At 41.7% G+C, this 22,071-nt stretch carries 19 protein-coding genes and 1 rRNA gene; 13 read left to right on the forward strand and 7 right to left on the reverse strand.

Features of this window, described 5'->3' with window-relative positions; translation table 11 throughout:
- Together L2096_RS11480 and L2096_RS11485 are read right to left on the reverse strand one after the other, a co-directional pair.
- Positions 1-100 (reverse strand): 16S ribosomal RNA (locus tag L2096_RS11480); the annotation flags it as partial.
- Between the two features lie 564 nt (positions 101-664).
- The gene (locus L2096_RS11485; protein ID WP_151840084.1) at positions 665-1,885 is read right to left on the reverse strand and encodes an acyl-CoA dehydrogenase; all 1,221 of its coding nucleotides are present in this window, start codon (positions 1,883-1,885) and stop codon (positions 665-667) included.
- Between the two features lie 220 nt (positions 1,886-2,105).
- Here L2096_RS11485 and L2096_RS11490 point away from each other — a divergent pair, with 220 nt between their 5' ends.
- Positions 2,106-3,053, forward strand: coding sequence for a LysR substrate-binding domain-containing protein (locus tag L2096_RS11490; protein WP_250365458.1), 948 nt, complete (start codon positions 2,106-2,108; stop codon positions 3,051-3,053).
- Between the two features lie 10 nt (positions 3,054-3,063).
- Here L2096_RS11490 and L2096_RS11495 read toward each other — a convergent pair whose 3' ends face one another.
- A complete protein-coding gene (locus L2096_RS11495; protein ID WP_004937939.1) occupies positions 3,064-3,390 on the reverse strand; it encodes a hypothetical protein in 327 nt (108 codons plus the stop codon).
- Positions 3,391-3,554: 164 nt separating this feature from the next.
- On the opposite strand from L2096_RS11495, the gene L2096_RS11500 reads away from it, so the two are divergent.
- Together L2096_RS11500 and L2096_RS11505 are read left to right on the forward strand one after the other, a co-directional pair.
- Positions 3,555-3,995, forward strand: a complete 441-nt coding sequence (locus L2096_RS11500) for an HD domain-containing protein (RefSeq protein WP_004937943.1) — start codon at positions 3,555-3,557, stop codon at positions 3,993-3,995.
- 100 nt (positions 3,996-4,095) lie between these two features.
- Positions 4,096-4,995, forward strand: coding sequence for a LysR family transcriptional regulator (locus L2096_RS11505; RefSeq protein ID WP_004937946.1), 900 nt, complete (start codon positions 4,096-4,098; stop codon positions 4,993-4,995).
- Between the two features lie 21 nt (positions 4,996-5,016).
- On the opposite strand, the gene L2096_RS11510 is transcribed toward L2096_RS11505, so the two are convergent.
- Positions 5,017-6,096, reverse strand: a complete 1,080-nt coding sequence (locus tag L2096_RS11510) for a YheT family hydrolase (protein ID WP_004937948.1) — start codon at positions 6,094-6,096, stop codon at positions 5,017-5,019.
- Between the two features lie 111 nt (positions 6,097-6,207).
- Positions 6,208-8,235, reverse strand: a complete 2,028-nt coding sequence (locus L2096_RS11515; RefSeq protein WP_151815958.1) for an oxidoreductase — start codon at positions 8,233-8,235, stop codon at positions 6,208-6,210.
- A 123-nt stretch (positions 8,236-8,358) separates the two neighbouring features.
- Between L2096_RS11515 and L2096_RS11520 the strand changes: the two genes are divergently transcribed.
- The 5 genes from L2096_RS11520 (at position 8,359) to putP (ending at position 14,065) form a co-directional block, all read left to right on the forward strand.
- Positions 8,359-8,901, forward strand: coding sequence for a PadR family transcriptional regulator (locus L2096_RS11520; RefSeq protein WP_004947673.1), 543 nt, complete (start codon positions 8,359-8,361; stop codon positions 8,899-8,901).
- 8 nt (positions 8,902-8,909) lie between these two features.
- Positions 8,910-9,821, forward strand: coding sequence for an alpha/beta fold hydrolase (locus L2096_RS11525; RefSeq protein WP_048764254.1), 912 nt, complete (start codon positions 8,910-8,912; stop codon positions 9,819-9,821).
- A 328-nt stretch (positions 9,822-10,149) separates the two neighbouring features.
- Positions 10,150-11,436 carry an MFS transporter gene (locus L2096_RS11530; RefSeq protein ID WP_025094681.1) on the forward strand — a complete coding sequence of 429 codons (1,287 nt, stop codon included), beginning with the start codon at positions 10,150-10,152 and terminating at the stop codon, positions 11,434-11,436.
- 47 nt (positions 11,437-11,483) lie between these two features.
- On the forward strand, positions 11,484-12,185 hold the full coding sequence (locus L2096_RS11535) for an SIR2 family NAD-dependent protein deacylase (RefSeq protein ID WP_250365459.1): 702 nt from the start codon (positions 11,484-11,486) through the stop codon (positions 12,183-12,185).
- A gap of 386 nt (positions 12,186-12,571) precedes the next feature.
- Positions 12,572-14,065 (forward strand): sodium/proline symporter PutP, encoded by a 1,494-nt coding sequence (putP, locus tag L2096_RS11540; RefSeq protein ID WP_151746781.1) that lies wholly within the window; start codon positions 12,572-12,574, stop codon positions 14,063-14,065.
- A gap of 28 nt (positions 14,066-14,093) precedes the next feature.
- Here the strand turns inward: putP and L2096_RS11545 are convergent, their stop codons facing one another.
- Positions 14,094-14,594 (reverse strand): Lrp/AsnC ligand binding domain-containing protein, encoded by a 501-nt coding sequence (locus L2096_RS11545; RefSeq protein WP_004937965.1) that lies wholly within the window; start codon positions 14,592-14,594, stop codon positions 14,094-14,096.
- 121 nt (positions 14,595-14,715) lie between these two features.
- On the opposite strand from L2096_RS11545, the gene putA reads away from it, so the two are divergent.
- The 5 genes from putA to L2096_RS11570 all read left to right on the forward strand — a co-directional run bounded on the left by putA (position 14,716) and on the right by L2096_RS11570 (position 21,735).
- Positions 14,716-18,483 carry a trifunctional transcriptional regulator/proline dehydrogenase/L-glutamate gamma-semialdehyde dehydrogenase gene (gene putA / locus L2096_RS11550; protein WP_151746782.1) on the forward strand — a complete coding sequence of 1,256 codons (3,768 nt, stop codon included), beginning with the start codon at positions 14,716-14,718 and terminating at the stop codon, positions 18,481-18,483.
- A gap of 203 nt (positions 18,484-18,686) precedes the next feature.
- Positions 18,687-19,772: a tRNA (uridine(54)-C5)-methyltransferase TrmA gene (gene trmA / locus L2096_RS11555; RefSeq protein WP_250365460.1), complete on the forward strand. Its 1,086-nt coding sequence runs from the start codon at positions 18,687-18,689 to the stop codon at positions 19,770-19,772.
- 251 nt (positions 19,773-20,023) lie between these two features.
- Positions 20,024-20,251: a hypothetical protein gene (locus L2096_RS11560; protein WP_004937974.1), complete on the forward strand. Its 228-nt coding sequence runs from the start codon at positions 20,024-20,026 to the stop codon at positions 20,249-20,251.
- Positions 20,252-20,436: 185 nt separating this feature from the next.
- On the forward strand, positions 20,437-20,655 hold the full coding sequence (locus L2096_RS11565; protein WP_004937977.1) for a hypothetical protein: 219 nt from the start codon (positions 20,437-20,439) through the stop codon (positions 20,653-20,655).
- 279 nt (positions 20,656-20,934) lie between these two features.
- The gene (locus L2096_RS11570) at positions 20,935-21,735 is read left to right on the forward strand and encodes an undecaprenyl-diphosphate phosphatase (protein ID WP_004937982.1); all 801 of its coding nucleotides are present in this window, start codon (positions 20,935-20,937) and stop codon (positions 21,733-21,735) included.
- A gap of 37 nt (positions 21,736-21,772) precedes the next feature.
- Here the strand turns inward: L2096_RS11570 and L2096_RS11575 are convergent, their stop codons facing one another.
- Positions 21,773-22,006, reverse strand: coding sequence for a hypothetical protein (locus L2096_RS11575; protein WP_004937983.1), 234 nt, complete (start codon positions 22,004-22,006; stop codon positions 21,773-21,775).
- Positions 22,007-22,071: the final 65 nt, after the last annotated feature.

A 22,071-nucleotide genomic window follows, 5' to 3' on the forward strand; every position in this document is an offset into this window, starting at 1 on the left:
GCCGCTAAGTGATAGTGCAAGCACCATCACTCCGCTCGACTTGCATGTGTTAAGCCTGCCGCCAGCGTTCAATCTGAGCCATGATCAAACTCTTCAGTTAAAATCATTTTGTGCCTTTCTTAAAGAACAAGACACCAATTCTGGCTCATCAATTTCCTGACTTAAATTTCGCTCAAATAAACTTCGAGTAATTTAAACCAATCAATCAATGATAATATATATCGATTAATCAACCAGTAAAAATCCACACAAGTTGTTCTTCTATTCTCTTAATGATCGATTTGCTCTTCGTCAGAGACAAATTCAACGCAAAACACTTTCTTTCAACTTAACCCTGTAAGCTAAGTTGCTTTCGTGTATCGCGTCGGGATGCTGCGTATTCTAAGCAAAAAACCAACCAACGCAAGTATTATTTTAAAAAAAACAAACAATAGTTTATTTTTTAATCAAAATTATATGATTTAGCTCAATATCGATCATATAACAGTCAATTATACCCGATTCATTGAATTAATTTAGATCAGATTTACTTTTTATTGCCTCATAATATGTAGAACGTATTCTCGAAGTCGAAAAAATAAATGAACACACGGCTTAGTGAGCATTTTAAGCCGTGTGATTTCGAATGGTTATGATCTCTTTAGAAGCTGAGTTTTTTAAAAAGCTAAAATGCTGCAAGACCAGTCTGAGCACGCCCCAAAATAAGAGCATGTACATCATGCGTACCTTCATAGGTATTGACTACTTCAAGATTCACCAGATGGCGGGCAACCCCAAATTCATCACTGATTCCGTTGCCCCCCATCATATCGCGAGCTAAACGTGCAATATCGAGCGCCTTGCCACAGTTGTTGCGCTTGATGAGTGAAGTCCCTTCGACTGCCGCCAATCCTTCATCTTTCATTCGGCCAAATCGAAGTGCGGCCTGTAAACCTAATGCAATTTCGGTTTGCATGTCGGCCAATTTTTTTTGTATAAGCTGGGTGGCAGCCAGCGGTCGACCGAACTGTTTACGATCCAGTGTATATTGACGTGCAGTGTGCCAGCAGAATTCTGCCGCACCCATCGCACCCCAAGCAATGCCGTAACGGGCACTGTTTAAGCAGGTAAATGGACCTTTTAAACCTCTAATATCTGGAAAAGCATTTTCTTCAGGTACAAAAACATTATCCATCACAATTTCACCGGTGATAGAGGCACGTAGTCCAACCTTGCCATGTATGGCTGGTGCCGATAAACCTTGCCACCCTTTTTCTAAAATAAATCCGCGAATTTCGCCAATATTGCCTTCACTCGATACTTCTTTGGCCCAAACCACAAATACATCGGCGATTGGGCTGTTCGTGATCCACATTTTTGCACCCGAAAGACGATAGCCTCCATCAACTTTTTTTGCACGTGTGATCATACTTCCAGGGTCTGAACCGTGATCTGGCTCTGTTAAACCAAAGCATCCAATATATTCACCTGTAGCGAGCTTCGGTAAATACTTTTGTTTTTGTGCTTCAGATCCAAATTCGGAAATTGGCACCATCACCAATGAACTTTGTACACTTGCCATAGATCGATAACCCGAATCTACACGTTCGATTTCTCTTGCAATTAATCCATAGCTGACATAATTCAGACCGGCACCACCATACTGCTCATCAATGGTTGGGCCCAAAAGACCTAACTCACCCATTTCACGAAAAATAGCTGGATCTGTTTTTTCGTGACGAAACTGTTCTAACACTCGAGGCATGAGTTTATCTTGACAATAGGCATGTGCAGCATCGCGAATCATGCGCTCTTCATTCGTGAGCTGTTGCTCAATTAAGAAAGGATCATCCCAATTGAAGTGGACGCGTGCTGTTTTTTTTGTATGATCGACCATATGATTCATTGCTTTCCTAGCCTAATGATTGAACTGTTATTTCTTCATCTTAGGCTGTGTTAACGAGTACCACAAACGATAATTTCGCATGTAGTCATGCATTTTTCTCATATCTTATTTTTTGCTTTTCAATTTTCTGGTTTAGAATAAAAGTGCTTTTCGAGTTTCAGATGGATTTATTTAAGAAGCCATTTTTCAATATTTAAAAGAATGATCTAGGATACATAATATGCGACGAATGATTCCTTCTTTACAGGCATTATTATGTTTTGAATCGGCCGCCAAACATCGTAGTTATACAGCAGCAGCCCAAGAATTATCGATTACCCAAAGTGCTGTTTCTCGGCAAATTCAGCAACTTGAAGACTTTCTTGCTGTGGCGCTTTTTGCACGAGCGCGTCATGGAGTTGAGCTTACACAAGCAGGTGAGAGTTATTTAAAAACGATCAAATCACATTTACTCGGTATCGAACATGCCACATTGGATTTAATGGCACACAAGGGGTTAGGTGGAACACTAAAACTGGGCGTTGTTCCAACCTTCGCAACACGATGGTTACTGCCGCGACTTCATCGATTTAATCGTTTGTATCCTGAGATTACGATTCATTTAGAAACCAGTACCAAACCCTTTTTGTTTAGTGAGCATATTTTTGATGCTGCAATTTATGCCGGCACTCCTGCACAAATTGAAAACTGGCCCGATGCCAAAATTCAGTTTCTTATGGAAGAAGCGTTAGTCCCCGTCTGCTCTAAAACACTGATTGAAAAATATTTTCCAGAGTGTGTGTCAGGCGGGAATGAAAGTTTGGATTTGACTGCAGAACAAATCAGTCAGCTCCCTTTACTTCAGCAGACCACTCGCCCCTACATCTGGAATGAATGGTTTGCTCAAGCAGATTATGCCTATCCTTATGCAATGGACGGGCAACGCCATGAACTTTTCTCAATGCTGGCTGTCGCTGCGATGCATCATTTAGGCGTTGCATTAATACCGCCTTTGTTACTTGAAAAAGAGCTTGAACAGGGTGACTTGATACGAGTGTCTCGTGTGGAACTTGTTGGTACTCGTTCATATTACTTTGTTTCGTCTGAGCAACATAAAAACGCATTGATTGTAAAATTTACTCAATGGCTCGAACATGAAGTCAGAGAATTTGAATCTCAGTTTCTCTAAATTCTTCGTTTTAAAGTTGATCGCTAAATCCTACGTAGCGTGAAAGCGATTGCACACCTAAATCAGCTTTGACAATCACTTGAACAGGATATGTAGTTGAAGTAATTGCATGAAAAATATTCATATCTGGATCTTCATGTAATTCATCTACAGGTTGTTGCATTTGCGCTTCAAACCGATCGGAAACAAACTCGAATCCTAAATCCATCGCGACAAAGAGAGTATGTTCGCAGGGCTGAACATATTGTTCTTGCGACCAGTCAATAACTGGGTGTTTGCATATCGGGCAATCGATATTCACTGATGCATCTGGTTGAAGAATTAATTGATAAGTCATATTTCATTCTCTAAAAGGTCCACATAGTGTAAAAGAAATATTTGTTTGCATCTAATCGTTTTAAATCGACTGATGTCGGATTGATCTTGCCAGTGTAGCGTGCTTAAGTGAGTACTAAGCGCAGTGCTGTTACTAATGTCATGTCATTCAATACTGGAGCATTCATGTCAACTTTGGAAAAAGCAATCGGACTTGCAGCAAAAAAACACGCGGGACAAGTAGACAAAGCTGGACAACCTTATATCTTGCATCCATTACGACTTATGCTTCATTTGGATACTTTAGAACAGAAAATTGTTGCAGTGATGCACGACTTACTTGAAGACACCGACACCACAATTGTCGATCTAATTTCATTGGGTTTTAGCCAAGATATTATTGATGCAGTCATTGCGCTCACCAAAAAACCCGGCGAGAGCCGGTTTACAGCCGCAAAGCGAATTGTAAATAACCCATTGGCCAAAGCAGTCAAACTAGCCGATCTAAAAGACAACATGGATTTAAAACGAATTAGTCACCCTACAGCCCGTGATTTTGCGCGTTTAGAAGAGTATAAAAAAGTGCAAGCCTATTTACTTGATCCAAATTCGTCTATTTTGGCCTAAATTGCATGATTTACTGAGTAATCACATATCCTCAGAAAAATATTGGGTATACTTTGAAAAAATTTAAAAACCCCTATTTTTAGAAATATGGACATGCATCATGCTCACAGATTTAGACGATTTTTATTGCTTTGCTCTTGTGGTTGAACACGGTGGTTTCAGTGCTGCCGAGCGTGCCACAGATATTCCAAAGTCAAAATTAAGTCGCCGCGTATACAATCTTGAGGAGAATTTAGGCGTCCGCTTAATTCAGCGTAGCTCTCGACACTTTGCAGTGACCGATATCGGGATGAATATTTATCGGCATGCACAAGTGATGATGAATGCCGCTCAAGCCGCACATGATCTGGTAGATCACTTGAGTATCCAGCCTCGTGGCGTGATTAAAGTGAGTGTTCCTGTCGATATTGCACAAAATCAGATGTCGAAACTGCTGCCGAATTTTTTAAAACAGTATCCTGAAATTCGAGTTCAACTGATCATTAGTAATCGACGTGTTGATATTGTCAATGAAGGCATAGATATTGCGCTTCGCGTTCGCTCAAATCTTGATGATGATCCGAGTCTGGTGTTACGTCAATTCTCCATCATCGAGCAACATCTTTTTGCCAGTCAGGCGTACTTAAACGAATACGGCTCTGTTAAAGCGCCTGAAGATTTGCATCATCATCGGATTTTGAGTTTATCGGATGAGCATTTAGATCAGCAGTTTAGCTTGTACAGCCAAAGCAATGAACTACAGAAAATCAAAGTCAATCCGGTGGTGATGGCATCTAACCTTTCTGTACTTGCCAATATTACCGCACAAAACTGCGGTATCGCGCTACTTCCCGATACCATTGCCAGCGACTATGTTAAATCGGGTGAATTGGTTCGCGTCTTACCTGAATGGAAAGCACCGCATGGTGTCTTTCATGCGGTATATCCTTCACGTCGTGGATTACTGCCCGCTGTTCGTGTGTTTATCGATTACTTGGTTGAGCATTTAACCGAGCGCTGATATTCGCTTAAGCAAAAAGACTTACTTCTGACTTAGAAAAAAATCTGCCATGAGCTTGGTGGCCCATGATTGTGTGCGCCACCCCTCATAAAACGCACAATGACTTCCCTTCTTGGTGGTCACCACGGCAATGTTCTGCATAGCCTGAATTTCAGGCAGATAAGGTGCAAAGTTGTCGATATGACACACTGGATCATCTTGCGAATTAAGTACCATCAATGGCACTTTGATTTGCTTAAAAACGTGCATGGGATTGGTGGCCAACGTATAGTCTTGATAGTTTGAAAAACCAGCAAGCTGATAGTAGCGAAGATGAAACTCGGTTAAATTTTTAGATGTCAGGAGTTCTTTTAAATTATCGATATGTGACCAACCTTGCAGGTGTTTCTTAACAAAGCGATTGATTATTTTTTTTGCCATATATCGACTATAAACCGGATGAACTTTATCAAAACCCGTTTCAATGTTGTAACCTGGACAAAATGCAAATGCGGCTTTAAAACATGACTGATCTGCAACTTCACCCAAGTAACGCACCAGTAGACCCGATCCAGCCGATGATCCAACAGCATACAAATCTGATTGGGGGAGCTTAAGACGAATAAAATCAAGTTGTTCTTTTAAGTCTGCAGTTGAGCCAAACAAGTTAAATTGCGGTATAGAAAAGTTTAAATCGGCATGTCCACGGCGCACACAAAGTGCAATCCGCCAGCCAGTAAAGCGGTGTAAGTCACGAACCAACTCACGCATACTTGACGGAGAACCGGTAATGGTATGCAAGATGACAATCGTCGGCGTGTCTGCGGGTAAGTGCGAACCGACCCATGTAATTGCCGTTTCCCCGCCGTCTTGCATCTTTAAATAATCGATATGATCATATTGCTGGCGGATAAAGCGTTTTTTAACCAAATCAAAATAAAGAAGCTGAAGATGCTCGTTAAAGAGCCAAGGTGTCGGGCGATACTTAGCATTTAATTGGGTGAGCTTTTGCATGTGCTGATGAAGACCGCTCTCAGGATGCAGATAGATTTGGGGATAATCCGCTCCTGTCAAACGATCGAGCGTATCTGTTAGTTTTTTTAGCACATTTATCTTTTTCATGAAATGTATCAACTTTATGGGAATTTAGAACAACATTCGAAAAATTAGCGAACCGATATTTTAAAAGGCCTAGACCAATCGATAGCCTAAACCTTAAGGATGAACAAAAACTTAAATCATAGCCGCAAGTTCTGCACCATGACGGATAGCACGTTTGGCATCTAACTCACCCGCTTCTTTGGCGCCACCAATCAAATGTACATTTTTGCCAAGCTGCTTGAGTGGTTCATACATCGCCGTAAACGATTCTTGTCCCGCACAGATAATGACATGATCGACATCAAGTACTGTGGTCTTTTCACCGACCTGAATATGTAAACCCTGATCATCAATTTTTTCATACTGTACACCGGCAATCATTTTCACATTACGATTTTTTAAACCTGTACGATGAATCCATCCTGTGGTTTTGCCCAGTGTTGCTCCGACCGAACTGGCTTTACGTTGTAGCAAATATATTTCACGTGCACTGTGCTCAACCGCCGCAGTTTTTAAGCCACCGACTTGGCTATAGGAGGTATCGATTCCCCATTCGTCATAAAACTTCTTAGGGTGAATACTGCCGCTTTCGCCTTCATGGGTAAGAAACTCTGCGGTATCAAAGCCAATACCACCCGCACCGATAATCGCAACTTTTTGACCGACTGGCTGACGGGCTTTGAGTACATCGAGGTAACTTAACACTTTCGGATGCTGGATACCTTCAAGATTGAGATGACGTGGTGTAACGCCAGTTGCAATAACAATATCATCGAAGTCTGACTTGGCTAATTCGTCATAATCGATTTTGTAGTTTAAAACCAGCTCAATGTTCGGTTGCAGTTCAATCTGGCGATTAAAGTAACGCAGGGTTTCGTAAAACTCTTCTTTACCTGGAATGGTTTTGGCAATATTAAATTGCCCGCCAATTTGCTCAGCGGCTTCATATAATTTGATTTTATGACCACGACTGGCAGCATAGGTGGCAAAACTTAAACCGGCCGGCCCTGCGCCAACGACAGCGATTTTTTTCGGTGTAGCCGCTGCTTTAAAATTGAGTTCGGTTTCATGGCATGCGCGTGGATTAACCAAACATGAGGCCACTTTACCATTAAAGATATGATCCAGACAGGCTTGATTGCAACCAATACAGGTATTGATTTCATCACTACGTCCCTCGCGAGCTTTTAAAGCAAATTCTGGATCGGCCAGCATCGGGCGTGCCATTGAGACGATATCGGCATGTCCACTTGTCAGTACGTACTCTGCCATTTCAGGGGTATTAATACGGTTTGATGTAATCAGTGGCACTTTCACGTGAGGTCGAATTTTTTCGGTCACCCATGTAAATGCTGCCCGCGGCACTTTAGTGGCAATGGTGGGAATACGTGCCTCATGCCAGCCAATTCCAGTATTGATAATTGTTGCACCGGCTTTTTCAATTTCTTTGGCTAAATGAATGACTTCATCTAAGGTTGAGCCGCCCTCGACCAGATCAAGCATCGACAGTCGGTAAATAATAATAAAATTTTCACCAACCTCTTCACGAGTACGCTTTACAATTTCAATTGGAAAGCGAATGCGGTTTTCGTACTGACCGCCCCACTCATCATCTCGATGGTTGGTTCGAGCAGCAATAAACTCATTGATGAGATAACCTTCTGATCCCATAATTTCTACGCCATCATAACCCGCATATTGTGCGAGCTTGGCACAATTGACAAAGTCGGATATTGTCTGCCAGACCTCAGCCGAACTAAGTTGTTGCGGCTTGATCGGGTTAATGGGTGCCTGAATGGCGGACGGCGCGACAATTTCTTGCTGATAAGAATAACGACCGGTATGTAAAATCTGCATGGCAATTTTACCGCCAGCGTCATGCACAGCTTGTGTGATAACTTTATGTTTTTCCGCTTCTTCAAGCGTATCTAGTTTTGAAGCATGTGCAAAAGTTCGGCCTGCATCATTTGGCGAGATACCACCCGTCACAATAAGCCCCACTTCACCTTGAGCACGCTCTGCATAAAATGCAGCCATACGCGCATATCCACCCGGTGCTTCTTCAAGTCCAATATGCATCGATCCCATTAAGATACGATTTTTTAATGTAGTAAATCCTAAATCTAATGGTGCCAATAAATGCGGATAGTGCGTTGACATATAATCTCCCTGGCTGGCATAAGCGCGCTTTATGCAATATGTTGCATAAACTTATAAACAAAATTTGCTTTCTATGCAACTTATTGCATAATCTGAAGGGTCACATCGAGTTTTAGGATGGCTATGTCGCTTTCGCATGTTTTACTGACCAGCTTATTGGAGAAACCCAGTTCCGGATTTGAACTCGCCCGACGTTTTGATCGCTCGATGGGATTTTTCTGGAACGCCAGTCATCAACAGATTTATCGTGAACTCAGTGCGATGCTGGCTAAAGGCTGGATTTCAACCATTGATGAAGCCTCAAGTCACACGCGTAAAAAAACCTATCAGGTGGAACAACTCGGTCGAATAGAACTTTCAAGCTGGTTGCTCCAGCAAAGTGAGCCCTCTCAACTCCGTGATGATTTGATGGTTCGTTTACGTGCAGAAGCTCAACTGGGTGGCAATCAAATCTTGCCTGAACTCGAGCGACACTTGGCAATTCATCAAGAAAAACTGAAGCTCTACCAAACCATCTACGATAAAGATTTTAAACACAACACATCAGAAAACCGGGTATTGTTTATTCATCGAAAAATTTTAGAATTGGGCATTACCATGGAGCAAGAATGGATCAAATGGCTCGATGAAGTCATTCCTGAATTAAATGCACTAATTAACCAATAGGATCAGCCATGCCTTTTTATACTATGCCGGATCAAGAGCAATTATTTGTCAGACGTTTTGGATCAGGCGAGCCAGTGTTGGTACTTTCTGGTTTAGGTATGTTGAGCTGGCAATGGCTTCCCTTTTTACTTTCATATACCAAAGGCTTTGAGTTTATTATTCCTGAATGGCGTGGTTTTGGTCGATCACAACATTGTGCGATACCGCAAGAGCTAGATTCTATTTCTAGCCACTGGCGTGATGTTGAACACTTGATTGACGAGCTCAAACTGACACAGTTTACCCTTATCGGATACTCGATGGGTGCAACCACCGCAATGCATGGTATGCAATACGGCCATTTAGGACAGAAATTAAAAGGTTATTTACATATCGATCAAACTCCAAAAATACGTGTCGATAGCACGTGGCAGTTTGGTCTTTTTGGTGAACGTTATACCGAATTTAGACGTTTTCTTCATTTGATTAACGCACTTTTACAATCACATGCATCCGTTCAATATTTAGAGGAACTTCCGCTGACTCACCAACAGGAGCTGGTTGAAACATGGCTGAAGTTTATCGAGTTTCAAAGCAGCAACTCATTTATACCCAAAATATTCAAGCTGGCTCTGCAATACCCAAAACTTCAAAAACATGTACTCCCGATTCAGCGCTTAGATTACCTCAGATGGTATGTACAAAATTATTTGAATCATACCGAAGATTATCGAACCGCTTTACAGGCACTTGAATGCCCCACCACATTTTTCATTGGAAAACAGTCGACACTTTATCCAGAACAAGGTCAGACATTAATTGCTCATCAGTTAAAAAATGCTCAGCCTATTTATTTTGAAAAGTCTGGTCATACACCGCTCATTACGGAGCCAAAAAAATTTAGAACCGAGATTGGGCATTTTTTGAAGAAAGTACACTAGTTTGAGAAAAACTTCGTCTCAATCGCTTTTATCAATAAAAACATAGAATTATGTTAATATTTTCATGCTTATAAAAAAGACAATAAATGATGTTGGCATTTTTAGGATTTACAGAATAAATTCAAAAACTTAATAAAATTAACGTGAAAAGTATTATTTAAAACTCTGTATAAATAAATAGAATTCTGATTTTTTACCCTAGACAGTCCCGTCCTGCTGTAGTTTGATGCTTTTGTTAGACAACAGGTACAAAGGTATCTGATCACGTCAAAAAATATATGATGACCATAACTAGACCGACCATAAGGATATTTATTAAATGAGTGAAGTGGTATATAGCAAAGAAGAAAAACGCAAACGCGTTATGGGAATTGTCGGAGCATCTTCAGGGAATTTAGTTGAATGGTTTGACTTTTATATCTACGCCGTTTTTGCCATGTATTTTCAGCGAGCATTGACTGCACCCGACATGAGTTCAACCGCTCAAGGTATTTATGTTTGGGGCGTTTTTGCAGCCAGCTTTTTTATGCGCCCAATTGGTAGCTGGTTATTTGGTCGAATTGCCGACAAACACGGCCGAAAACAGTCGATGGTGATTTCAATTAGCCTGATGGCGGTCAGCTCCTTCTTATTTGCCGCACTCCCGACCTATGATCAGGTTGGTATTGCAGCGCCCTTTTTATTATTAATGGTACGCTTGCTACAAGGTTTATCGGTTGGTGGTGAATACGGTGCTGTTGCTACCTATATGAGTGAAATTGCGCTTAAAGGCCAACGCGGTTTTTATGCGTCGTTTCAATATGTGACCCTTTCAGGCGGCCAGCTCTTGGCAAGCTTGCTCGGTGTGATCATGCTGGCCTTTATGACCGAACAACAACTCATGGATGGTGGCTGGAGAATTCCGTTTGTGATTGGCGGCATCGCAGCAATTATTTCACTTTTAGCACGAAGTAAACTTGAAGAAACCTTGTCGCATGAAGACAGCGACAAAAAAGAATCGGGTTCGTTGCGCGAGCTGTTTAAAAAGCACTGGTTTACCTTTTTACTAGTGGTGGGTTATACCTCGGCAGGTTCCTTAACCTTTTATGTCTTAACCGTATATTCAAAAACCTATATCACCAGCTTGGGTATTGAAGGCCGAACTGTTGGCTATATGATGACCTGTGCACTGTTTATTTATATGATTGCTCAACCACTGTTTGGAGCACTCTCTGACCGGATTGGTCGTCGTGCATCCATGCTGCTTTTTAGTGGATTGAGCATTGTATTTATTTATCCAGTTATGGTCATTGGAATGCGTCAGTTTAGTGATTCACCGGTAATCGTGACGGCTTTACTGGTTTTTCTGATGATGATTCTGAGCCTATACACTTCTATTAGTGGTTTAATTAAGGCAGAAATGTTTCCACCACATGTACGGGCATTGGGCGTTGGGTTTTCTTATGCTGTCGGAAATGCCATTTTTGGTGGTTCAGCGCCAGCGGTTGCCCTGCAATTTAAACAGGCAGGTATTGAAAACGAATTCTTCATTTATGTGATGGTGATGCTTGCCATCTGTTTCTTCTGTAGTTTTAAATTACCGAAAGAACCAGAATATTTGCATCACGACAAATAAATTTCAAATCCGCCTTCGGGCGGATTTTTTATATCAAGGAGAACATCATGAAAAAATTAGTGGTTTTTTCTGGTGCCGGTATGAGCGCCGAAAGTGGTATTCATACATTTCGAGATAGTGATGGACTGTGGGAAAATTACAAAATTGAAGATGTGGCAACGCCAGAAGCTTGGCAAAAAGATCCTGAACTTGTACAGCGTTTTTATAATGAACGGCGTAAAAACATTTTGAACGCGACGCCTAACTCGGCACATCTGGCGATTGCCGCTCTAGAGCATCAATTTGATGTGAATGTGATTACTCAAAATATTGATGATCTGCACGAGCGTGCTGGCTCTAGCCGTGTTTTACATTTGCACGGCAATATTCGATTTGCCAAAACCAGTGGTCCAGATGCACAAATCACCCAAGAGCTATATCCTATTCGGGGCAGCGAATTAAAACTAGATCGGGATAACTGTAAAGATGGCTATCCACTTCGGCCACATGTGGTCTGGTTTGGTGAATCTGTACCTGCTTATCAAGATGCAATCCATCAAATTCGTCAAGCCGATATATTTATTGTGATTGGTTCAACCTTAAGCGTTTATCCAGTCGCGGGTTTAATCCACGAAATATCTGGCTCATGTGAAGCGTATTATATCGATCCAAAAGCCGATTATCATCGCGTTCCAAAGCAGTATCAGTTGCTCAAAATGACAGCATCTGAGGGTGTAAAAACACTATCCGAGACGTTAAAAAGTAAATAATTTGACCATTTTGGGTGCTTTTTATCCACACATCACCTTCAATTTGTTCAATGCTTACACAATTGCTCACTTTTTAAGATACACAAAATTACAAAACTGCTTTGATTTTCATCCTTTCGATTTAAATATCATCATTTTTTGTATTTAAATCCATCAAATGGCTTTTTATTTTTATTTTCGATAAATAATACATTGAATTTTATAGGTTATTAATTAATCTCTACACACAAGATATTTTTACATAAAATTACATAACGTATACTTAAAGTTAACAGTTATTATTTTGGCATCCGTGTTTATATCTCAGCCTTATTTTTAGGCAACCAAATTATTATTTGGACTGGTTGAATTACACACGTAAAAGTACATAAGGATAGGTCCCATTCATGAATTCTATCAATCCAACCGTGATCACGTTTGTATTTTACATCGTGGCAATGGTCTGTATTGGTCTCTATGCGTATAGAGCCACAACTAATTTTTCAGACTACATTCTGGGCGGACGCAGCTTAGGAAGTTTTGTTACAGCATTGTCGGCTGGTGCATCAGACATGAGTGGTTGGTTACTCATGGGCTTACCAGGTGCGATTTACTTATCGGGTCTTTCCGAAGCATGGATCGCAATTGGTCTGATTATCGGCGCATGGTTAAACTGGTTGTTTGTCGCAGGCCGTTTACGCGTGCATACTGAGGTGCAATTTAACGCACTCACTCTCCCCGATTATTTTACCAATCGATTCAATGATACGAAAAAATTACTTCGCGTATCTTCTGCGCTGATCATTCTGATTTTCTTCTCGATTTACTGTGCTTCAGGCATGGTTGCAGGCGCACGCTTGTTCGAAACGATTTTTGGTATGGATTACACCATGGCGCTCTGGATCAGTGCGATTGCCACGATCAGTTACGTGTGTATTGGTGGCTTCCTTGCCATTAGCTGGACCGATACGTTTCAAGCTGCCATGATGCTATTTGCTTTATTGCTCACGCCTATTTTTGCGTATTTAGCGATTGGAGACGGTCAGCAGCAATTTACGCAGCTCATTGAAACAGCTCGTCCACAAGCCATGAACATGTTCTCTGGTGTGAGTTTTATTGCCATGATTTCAGCAATGGCATGGGGCTTAGGCTATTTTGGGCAGCCGCATATCCTCGTTCGTTTTATGGCAGCAGACTCGGTCAAATCAATTCCAGCTGCACGTAGAATTGGTATGTCTTGGATGATTCTGTGCTTAGGTGGCGCTGTCGGAGCAGGATTTTTTGGTATTGCGTTCTTCCAAGGTCATCCTGAGCTTGCCGGAAATGTGAGTAAAAACTCTGAATTGGTATTTATGGAGCTTGCACAGATTTTGTTTAATCCGTGGGTAGCCGGTATTGTGATGGCAGGTATTCTTTCTGCTGTGATGAGTACGTTGAGCTGTCAGCTTCTGGTCTGCTCGAGTACCTTAACCGAAGATTTTTATAAGCCATTCTTTCGCAAAAATGCCTCTCAAAAAGAATTGGTCTGGGTTGGTCGCTTGATGGTTCTGGCGATTTCTGTATTTGCAATCTGGTTGGCAAGCAACCCGGAAAGTAAAGTTTTGGGCCTTGTAGCGTACGCTTGGGCTGGCTTTGGTGCCGCGTTTGGTCCGTTAATTATTTTCTCGTTATTCTGGAAACGCATGACTTTAAATGCTGCGGTTGCAGGTATGATTGTAGGCGCAGTGGTGGTGATTGGCTGGAAAAACCTATTTGCGTCAACGGGTATTTACGAGATTATTCCTGGTTTTGTCTTGGCTGCAATTACCATTGTGGTTGTGAGCCTCATGGGCAAACCACCAACACGTGAAGTTACGGATCGTTTTGAAGAAGCCGATCGTCTTTACCATAGCTCGAAATAATGCATCATATGATCTAAAAAAAGGGGCGTTATGCCCCTTTTTTTGTAGTGCGCTTATTGAGCTTAATTCGAGAGGTTTCTTTGACCACTTGCATGACCGGATAACTTCGCGTTTCCTTGACTCCAGGCAATTGCCACAACGTTTGCCCAGCAAACTTTCGGTACTCTTCCATATTGGCACTGCGAATTTTCATTAAGAAATCAAAACCGCCGCTGGTCATATGGCATTCAATAATTTCAGGATATTCCGATACAGCCTCAATAAATTCGTCGAGTCCATTCGATGTGGTTTTATCGAGTAATACTTCCACAAATACTAAAAAACTCGCATTGAGCTTTTCTGGATTGAGTTTGGCTTGATAGCCCAGAATATAATTCTCCTTGGTTAGTTTCTGTACACGCGCCATGACCGCAGTAGGTGACAGACTGACTTCTTCTGCGAGTTTTATGTTTGAAATTCGACCATCTTTTTGAAGAATATCGAGAATTTTCAGATCAACCCGATCTAATGTTGAAATTGCCCCATCCATACAAAATTTTTCCCTAAAAAATGCCAAGAATATAGCGAGTTATTCGGTAATTATTCTGTAATCATAAATTATCTAAACCTCTTTAGACAATATCCTTAAGAGATCGTCATTGGAATTTGACATGAACATGATGGACAGCAACCCGAAAATGCATGAAGCACAACCTAACTTTGGTTACATCACGGAATTTAAACAAAAAACCGAGCTGGAAGAACGAATTAACAGTGCTTGGCGCCGTGCAGAACCAGAAGTCGTCGAAACCTTATTGAATGCCGCGACAATTTCAGATGAATTGAATCATCAGATTCATGAAGTTGCGTTTAATCTGGCCAACTCATTACGTGAGCGTAAGAGTTCTGCTGGTAAGGCAGGCATTGTGCAGGGTTTATTGCAGGAATTTTCGCTGTCCTCGCAAGAAGGAATTGCACTCATGTGCTTGGCAGAAGCACTTTTACGTATTCCTGATAAAGCAACACGCGACTTACTGATTCGTGACAAAATCAATCAAGGCAACTGGAAAGACCATGTGGGTCAAAGTAGCCTGATGTTTGTCAATGCAGCAGCTTGGGGCTTAATGCTGACCGGTAAGCTGATGGAAACGCCTAAACAAGGAAGTTTATCGGGCTTGCTCACCTCGATCATTGCTCGTAGTGGTCGTGGTGTCATCCGTAAAGCAGTTGACGTGGCGATGCGCATGATGGGCGAACAGTTCGTGACAGGTGAAACCATTGAAGAAGCGCTGAATCATGCTAAACCGCTTGAACACAAAGGCTTTCGCTATTCATACGACATGCTGGGCGAAGCTGCTCTCACCGATCATGATGCTGCACGTTATTTTAACGATTACACACAAGCCATTCATGCGATCGGCAAAGCCGCTCAAGGTAAGGGCGTGTATGATGGTCCAGGAATTTCGATTAAGTTATCTGCACTGCACCCTCGTTATCAACGTGCTCAAATTGCACGTGTACATGATGAGCTTTATGGAAAAGTCTTTGAACTGGCACAACTGGCGAAACGCTATGACATTGGACTCAACATTGATGCAGAAGAAGCCGATCGTCTTGAAATCTCACTCGAACTTTTAGAACGATTGTGCTTTGAGCCAGAACTTGCAGGCTGGAAAGGTATTGGGTTTGTCATTCAGGCTTACCAAAAACGTTGTTTCTACGTGGTCGATTACGTGATTGATCTGGCCAAACGTAGCCAGAAACGTCTGATGATTCGTTTGGTAAAAGGTGCTTATTGGGACAGCGAAATCAAAAAAGCGCAAATCGACGGGATGAGCGACTACCCTGTATTCACACGTAAGGTTCACACCGATTTATCTTACATTGCGTGTGCCAAAAAATTGCTGGACGCACCAGCCTATATTTATCCGCAATTTGCAACACACAATGCACAGTCATTAGCCACCATTTACCATCTGGCAGACCCGAGCAAGTATTATGCAGGTCAGTATGAGTTCCAATGTTTACATGGCATGGGAGAGCCGTTATACGAGCAAGTCGTAGGTTCGCGTAGCGACAATAAACTCGGTATTCCATGTCGTATTTATGCACCAGTGGGTAACCATGAAACCTTACTCGCCTACTTGGTACGCCGCTTGCTCGAGAATGGTGCCAATACCTCTTTTGTTAACCGTATTGCCGATCAAAACCTAAAAATCGAAGCATTGATTCAATCACCATTTGATGAAATTCATGCCACTGCCAAACGTGAACAACACATTGGTCTCAAACATCCTGCTATTGCACTGCCATATGCATTATATGGCGATGCACGTCAGAATTCGAAAGGCTTTGATCTTGCCGATGACAGCAGCCTGATCGCCTTAAATGAAACGGCACAGGCATTGCAGCATCAGGTGTGGAACAGTCAGCCCTTGCTTGCAGATGCATCGCTTGAGTTTGACGTTACATCACAGGCCATTTTAAACCCTGCTGTTCATGCAGACTTGGTCGGTTATGTACAAGAAGCAACTGAAACACATGTTGAGATTGCTTTACAGGCAGCAATACAAGCACAAATCGGTTGGTCAGGCACCCATAAAAGTGAACGCGCAGCAGCATTAAAGCGTGCAGCAGACTTAATGGAAGACCGCATGCAGGCGCTCATGATCCTTTTATGTCGTGAAGCCGGTAAAACGTATGCCAATGCGATTGCCGAGGTACGTGAAGCCGTCGATTTTCTACGTTACTACGCGACTCAGATCGAGAGCATCAATGAATCTACAACGATTCGCCCACTTGGCACAGTGCTCTGTATTAGCCCTTGGAACTTCCCTTTAGCAATTTTTTCAGGTCAGATTGCAGCTGCCTTGGTGGCTGGTAACTGTGTCATTGCAAAACCTGCCGAGCAAACGCCTTTAATTGCTGCTGAAGCAGTGCGCATCTTGCATGAAGCGGGTGTTCCACGTGCTGTACTGCAACTATTGCCAGGGCGTGGTGAAACGGTTGGTGCTAAGCTTAGTTCAGATGATCGTGTTCAGGGCATCATGTTTACCGGTTCGACCGAAGTCGCGAAAATTTTGCAAAAGACAGTTGCCAAACGCGTTTCACCGACTGGCGAGCCTATTCCGCTGATTGCGGAAACGGGCGGTCAAAATGCGATGATTGTCGATTCATCGGCCTTAACCGAACAGGTGGTGCTAGATGTCGTCAACTCGGCATTTGACAGCGCCGGCCAGCGCTGCTCTGCACTTCGTATTTTATGTGTGCAAGAAGACAACGCTAAAGTGTTAATTGACATGCTCAAAGGTGCGATGCAACAACTTTTGGTGGGTAATCCGTTTATTTTGAAAACGGATATTGGCCCTGTGATTGATGGCGAAGCCAAACAAACCATCGATCAGCATATCCAAAAAATGCGCAGTAAAGGCTATCCGGTTCATCAGCTTGCTTTAAATCAAGATGCCAAAAGCCAATTGGTGCTACAAAACGGAACGTTCGTACTGCCAACCCTAATTGAACTTCCAAATCTCGATGATTTAGAACGCGAAGTATTTGGTCCGGTATTACACGTTATTACCTATAAGCATGGCGAAATTCAGGCTTTACTTGAGCGGATCAACGCCAAGGGCTATGGTTTAACCATGGGACTGCACACTCGAATTGATGAAACAATCAATACCGTGGTGGAACATGCAGAAGTCGGCAACCTATACATCAACCGTAATATCGTAGGTGCTGTGGTGGGGGTACAACCTTTTGGCGGAGAAGGCTTATCGGGTACTGGGCCTAAAGCCGGTGGTCCGCTTTATGTATACCGCTTGATGAATAGCTGTTCAGAAAAAAGCTTAAATGTGCCTTTTGGTGTGCAGCCAGACCATCATATTCGCGCTGAACGTCCAAAACTGTTTAATGAGCTGCTGAGTTGGGCTAAACAGCATTTACCTGAAGCGAACTTCCCTGCAATTGATACAGTTAGCGTAGGTCACGCGTTTGATCTGCAAGGCCCGACTGGCGAAATCAACCGCTATATGATGCTACCGCGCAAGCGTGTTTTGACGGTTGCAACGAATCATGTCGATGTCGTGCATCAAATGCTCGCGATTTTTGCAGTACAAAGCGAAGTGGCCATTTTGGAAGGTCACAGTTTTATGCAAAGTTATGCTTCAAAATTGCCTCAGGCGATTCGTCAGGCAATTATTGAAATTGGTCATGTCGAGCATGGGGATTTCGATGCTGTCTTGCATCATGGTACTGCCGATCAACTGGAAAAATTGCAAACACAAGTTGCAGCACGTCAAGGAGCTATTGTAGGTATTACGCATATGCAAGATTCAAGTGTCCGTATCCCACTTGAGCGACTATTGATTGAACATGCAATCAGTATTAACACGGCTGCTGCTGGAGGTAATGCCAGCTTGATGACCATTTCGGAATAGATGATTATTTCAAAATAAAGGTCTTTTCACTAAAAGCACGCCAAGTGAGAAACATGGCGTGCTTTTTTACATTGAGCGCATTAAAAATATTATGGCTGTGCTTAAATTATGGCTGTGCTTAAAGCCATGATAAGTTTTCTCCCTGATAGTTGCTTTTTTTGCTACTATTTGCGCTTTGACGATTCTTGTTATTTTTCATATTTATGTCTCAAACGTATCAGCAACAGCTTCAAGATAAAATTGAACGAATCACCCGCCAATTTCAGGAATTTAATGCGCCAACATTGGAAGTATTTGACTCGCCAGAGCAAAATTTTCGTATGCGTGCCGAGTTTCGTATCTGGCATACTGAAAATGATTTGTTCTATGCCATGTTTGAACGCGCAGACAAAGGCAAAAATAAAGCTGTGGTACGTGTTGATACGTTTCCAATTGCTGATCAAAGCATTAATGCACTCATGCCTGTTTTACTGGCAGAGCTCAAGGCGAATGCTGTGCTATCACAGCGTATTTTTGAAGTCGATTTTTTGGCGACACTGAGTGGTGAAATGCTGGTTACGCTGATTTATCATCGTAAACTAGACGCTGACTGGGAAGCTGCGGCCAAAGCACTGGCAGATCAACTCAATATCAAGATCATGGGACGTAGCCGTGGTCAGAAAGTCATTATCGGTGATGACTATGTGGTAGAGCAATTACAGGTTCATGGCCGCACTTTTAAATACAAACAAATCGAAAGCAGCTTCACCCAGCCAAATGCCATTGTTTGTCAAAAGATGCTCACTTGGGCCTGCGATACCATTCAGGGTGAAAATCAGGATTTGCTTGAACTCTATTGCGGAAACGGTAATTTTACCTTGCCGCTTTCATTACATTTCAATCGTGTGTTGGCCACTGAGCTTGCAAAAAGTTCTGTTTATGCTGCGCAGTGGAACATTGCACAAAACCAGATTAATAACATCCAAATTGCCCGACTTTCGGCCGAAGAGTTTACTGAAGCCTATCGCGGTGAACGTAGTTTCAGACGCCTTCAAGAAGCGCAAATCGAGCTTGATGGCTATCAATTTGATACGGTTTTTGTCGATCCACCACGCGCCGGAATTGATGATGATACTCTTAAACTTCTGCAAGGTTTTGAGCGTATTTTATATATCTCGTGTAACCCGGATACCTTATACGACAACTTAAAAACCCTGACTCAAACACATCGAATTAGCCGCTTCGCTTTGTTTGATCAATTCCCGTTTACCCATCATGTTGAATCGGGTGTATTACTCGAAAGAATTTAAACAATTTATTGCATTGTAAAGAATAATGAATAGGTTATAGATGTAACCTATTCTTCTTTAATCATTTTTTATAGTTAAAAATCAAATTAAATCAAAGATCAAGCCCCTAGCCTTGTCATAATTTCGTTAAATTTTAAATTTACCATCGGAAAATTTAGAGTTTGATTGTTGCTTTTATCACTTTGGTCATCTTGTATTTTTATTTAATTTGGCTATATTTCGAGCTATGTTAAGTTGATTATGAAGGCTCTATGAGTTTTTGGCATAAACTGTTCTCATCAGATGAGATCAATAACGAGCATAAAAACCAAATTGCTTGTGTTGAAAACGATTGTTCTTGCAAAACAAACGAGCAGCTCGTTGCTGCTTTGGCAAAAGCAACTGATGAAGATATCATCAAAGGAATTAAAAAGGTTTTGGTGTCTCGCGGTTACAGCCGTAAAGAGTTGAATGAAATAAATCATCGTCCGGTGCAATAGCCATTTTACCTGTGTAAATTGATTGCATGATCCAAAAAAGCTGATATCTAAACAGATGTCAGCTTTTTTGTTTTCTAGGCGTTTGTTTAATGATTTTAAAATATACAAGCTCATCAAAGCCGACTTGACTTCATGCGCAGGGTCACGTAGAAATCACTCACTTTGTTCATGTTTATGGATCTTTAATGGCTAAACGTAAATACCAGAAAGAACTTTTTTCTGTACGCAGAATTGATCGCGAATGGTGGGTTGTGCAACAAGTAGATCCAACAGTAGCAGTAAAAAAAGTAGAAAAAACACAGACACGCTGTGTCGCAAATCAATATGCCGATGATTATGTCGAGAAGTATTATGTCGACTTGTATCTGAAGCAGCAAATGCAGGCTGCATCTAAACCACATTAAAATAAAAAAACCCATAGCACTGGCTATGGGTTTTGAGGATCACGCTGTAATACTACCTCTGGTAGTGATGATTATTATTGTTTTATTGAAGAGCCTTCTCGAACTCTTCGGAAATCATCATAAAACAAAAAAACAATAAACACAAACAATTCTCATTATCAAATTCAAATTATTTTATCTTTTTTATTGATCAAGGAATTGTTTACTTTAAGATAAGGTACGTTTTTATTCTAAAAAACATCTTCCACTCAACGATTTTAGAGATGAGTACAATATTTCATGGGAAATCTTGAAGCTTTTAAAGCGTTATTTTTAGGTTTTATCGAAGGATTAACAGAATTTTTACCGATTTCGAGTACAGGACATTTAATCTTATTTGGTCATTTAATTGACTTTCATTCCGATAGCGGTCGAGCATTTGAAGTCGTGATCCAGTTAGGTGCCATTCTCGCGGTGTGCTGGCTGTACAGAAAAAAAATTATCGATTTGGTGAAAGGCTTTTTTAGCGGTGATGCAGAAGCACGACATTTTACGTTTAGCGTTCTGATTGCTTTTTTCCCCGCGGTAATTATTGGCGTATTGGCCGTCGATTTCATTAAATCGGTGCTGTTTAGCCCAATGGTCGTGGCGGTGGCGCTGATTGTAGGTGGACTCATTATTTTCTGGGTTGAGTCTCGTGACTTTAAGCCATCTACTACCGAAGCCACACGCATTACTTTCAAGCAAGCCATCATTGTGGGTTTTGTGCAGTGTATTGCCATGATTCCAGGCACATCTCGTTCAGGTGCAACGATTATTGGTGGTATGCTTTCAGGTTTATCTCGTAAAGCAGCGACCGAATTTTCGTTCTTCTTGGCCATGCCAACCATGCTGGGTGCAGCCACCTATGACCTCATGCGTAATGCCAGTATTTTAACATCGGACAATATGCTCAATATCGGGCTTGGATTTGTTGCAGCTTTCATTTCTGCATTATTTGTGGTCAGAGCACTGGTTCGATTTGTTGAGAAGCATACTTTACGCGTATTTGCTTGGTACCGGATTGCACTCGGTGCCATCATCATGCTGGTGATGTTTTAAATATAAAAAAGCTCAGAGTATGCTCTGAGCTTTTTTTTTAAATTGCGATCAGCTTCACTACAATGTGCTGCGCCTCTTCAATTTCATCATAATGCGAATATTTGCGATTCAACTCTTTATACTTCAAACGAAAATTGCGCTGATTTAATGTTAATTGATCAGGGATTTTGTCAAAAAAATCTGCTGGCGCATCGAGCTGCTCTTCATGCAAAGGGGTTCCAAGCTGATAATCGTCCCCTTTAAGTACTACATATTTGACTGTTGTTTTCATTCAAATTTACCCATTTTTTTCACTCCTTTTCTTTTGTATTCTGTACTAAATTGAAAATGGTTCAT

Source organism: Acinetobacter sp. ACZLY 512 (genome assembly GCF_023614015.1).
GTDB classification, from domain to species: domain Bacteria; phylum Pseudomonadota; class Gammaproteobacteria; order Pseudomonadales; family Moraxellaceae; genus Acinetobacter; species Acinetobacter soli.

Excerpts from the sequence above, each read along its gene's own strand:
- L2096_RS11485 (WP_151840084.1), bottom strand. The coding sequence starts at position 1,885 with ATGAATCATATGGTCGATCATACAAAAAAAACAGCACGCGTCCACTTC.
- L2096_RS11490 (WP_250365458.1), top strand. The coding sequence starts at position 2,106 with ATGCGACGAATGATTCCTTCTTTACAGGCATTATTATGTTTTGAATCG.
- L2096_RS11495 (WP_004937939.1), bottom strand. The coding sequence starts at position 3,390 with ATGACTTATCAATTAATTCTTCAACCAGATGCATCAGTGAATATCGAT.
- L2096_RS11500 (WP_004937943.1), top strand. The coding sequence starts at position 3,555 with ATGTCAACTTTGGAAAAAGCAATCGGACTTGCAGCAAAAAAACACGCG.
- L2096_RS11505 (WP_004937946.1), top strand. The coding sequence starts at position 4,096 with ATGCTCACAGATTTAGACGATTTTTATTGCTTTGCTCTTGTGGTTGAA.
- L2096_RS11510 (WP_004937948.1), bottom strand. The coding sequence starts at position 6,096 with ATGAAAAAGATAAATGTGCTAAAAAAACTAACAGATACGCTCGATCGT.
- L2096_RS11515 (WP_151815958.1), bottom strand. The coding sequence starts at position 8,235 with ATGTCAACGCACTATCCGCATTTATTGGCACCATTAGATTTAGGATTT.
- L2096_RS11520 (WP_004947673.1), top strand. The coding sequence starts at position 8,359 with ATGTCGCTTTCGCATGTTTTACTGACCAGCTTATTGGAGAAACCCAGT.
- L2096_RS11525 (WP_048764254.1), top strand. The coding sequence starts at position 8,910 with ATGCCTTTTTATACTATGCCGGATCAAGAGCAATTATTTGTCAGACGT.
- L2096_RS11535 (WP_250365459.1), top strand. The coding sequence starts at position 11,484 with ATGAAAAAATTAGTGGTTTTTTCTGGTGCCGGTATGAGCGCCGAAAGT.
- putP (WP_151746781.1), top strand. The coding sequence starts at position 12,572 with ATGAATTCTATCAATCCAACCGTGATCACGTTTGTATTTTACATCGTG.
- L2096_RS11545 (WP_004937965.1), bottom strand. The coding sequence starts at position 14,594 with ATGGATGGGGCAATTTCAACATTAGATCGGGTTGATCTGAAAATTCTC.
- putA (WP_151746782.1), top strand. The coding sequence starts at position 14,716 with ATGAACATGATGGACAGCAACCCGAAAATGCATGAAGCACAACCTAAC.
- trmA (WP_250365460.1), top strand. The coding sequence starts at position 18,687 with ATGTCTCAAACGTATCAGCAACAGCTTCAAGATAAAATTGAACGAATC.
- L2096_RS11560 (WP_004937974.1), top strand. The coding sequence starts at position 20,024 with ATGAGTTTTTGGCATAAACTGTTCTCATCAGATGAGATCAATAACGAG.
- L2096_RS11565 (WP_004937977.1), top strand. The coding sequence starts at position 20,437 with ATGGCTAAACGTAAATACCAGAAAGAACTTTTTTCTGTACGCAGAATT.
- L2096_RS11570 (WP_004937982.1), top strand. The coding sequence starts at position 20,935 with ATGGGAAATCTTGAAGCTTTTAAAGCGTTATTTTTAGGTTTTATCGAA.
- L2096_RS11575 (WP_004937983.1), bottom strand. The coding sequence starts at position 22,006 with ATGAAAACAACAGTCAAATATGTAGTACTTAAAGGGGACGATTATCAG.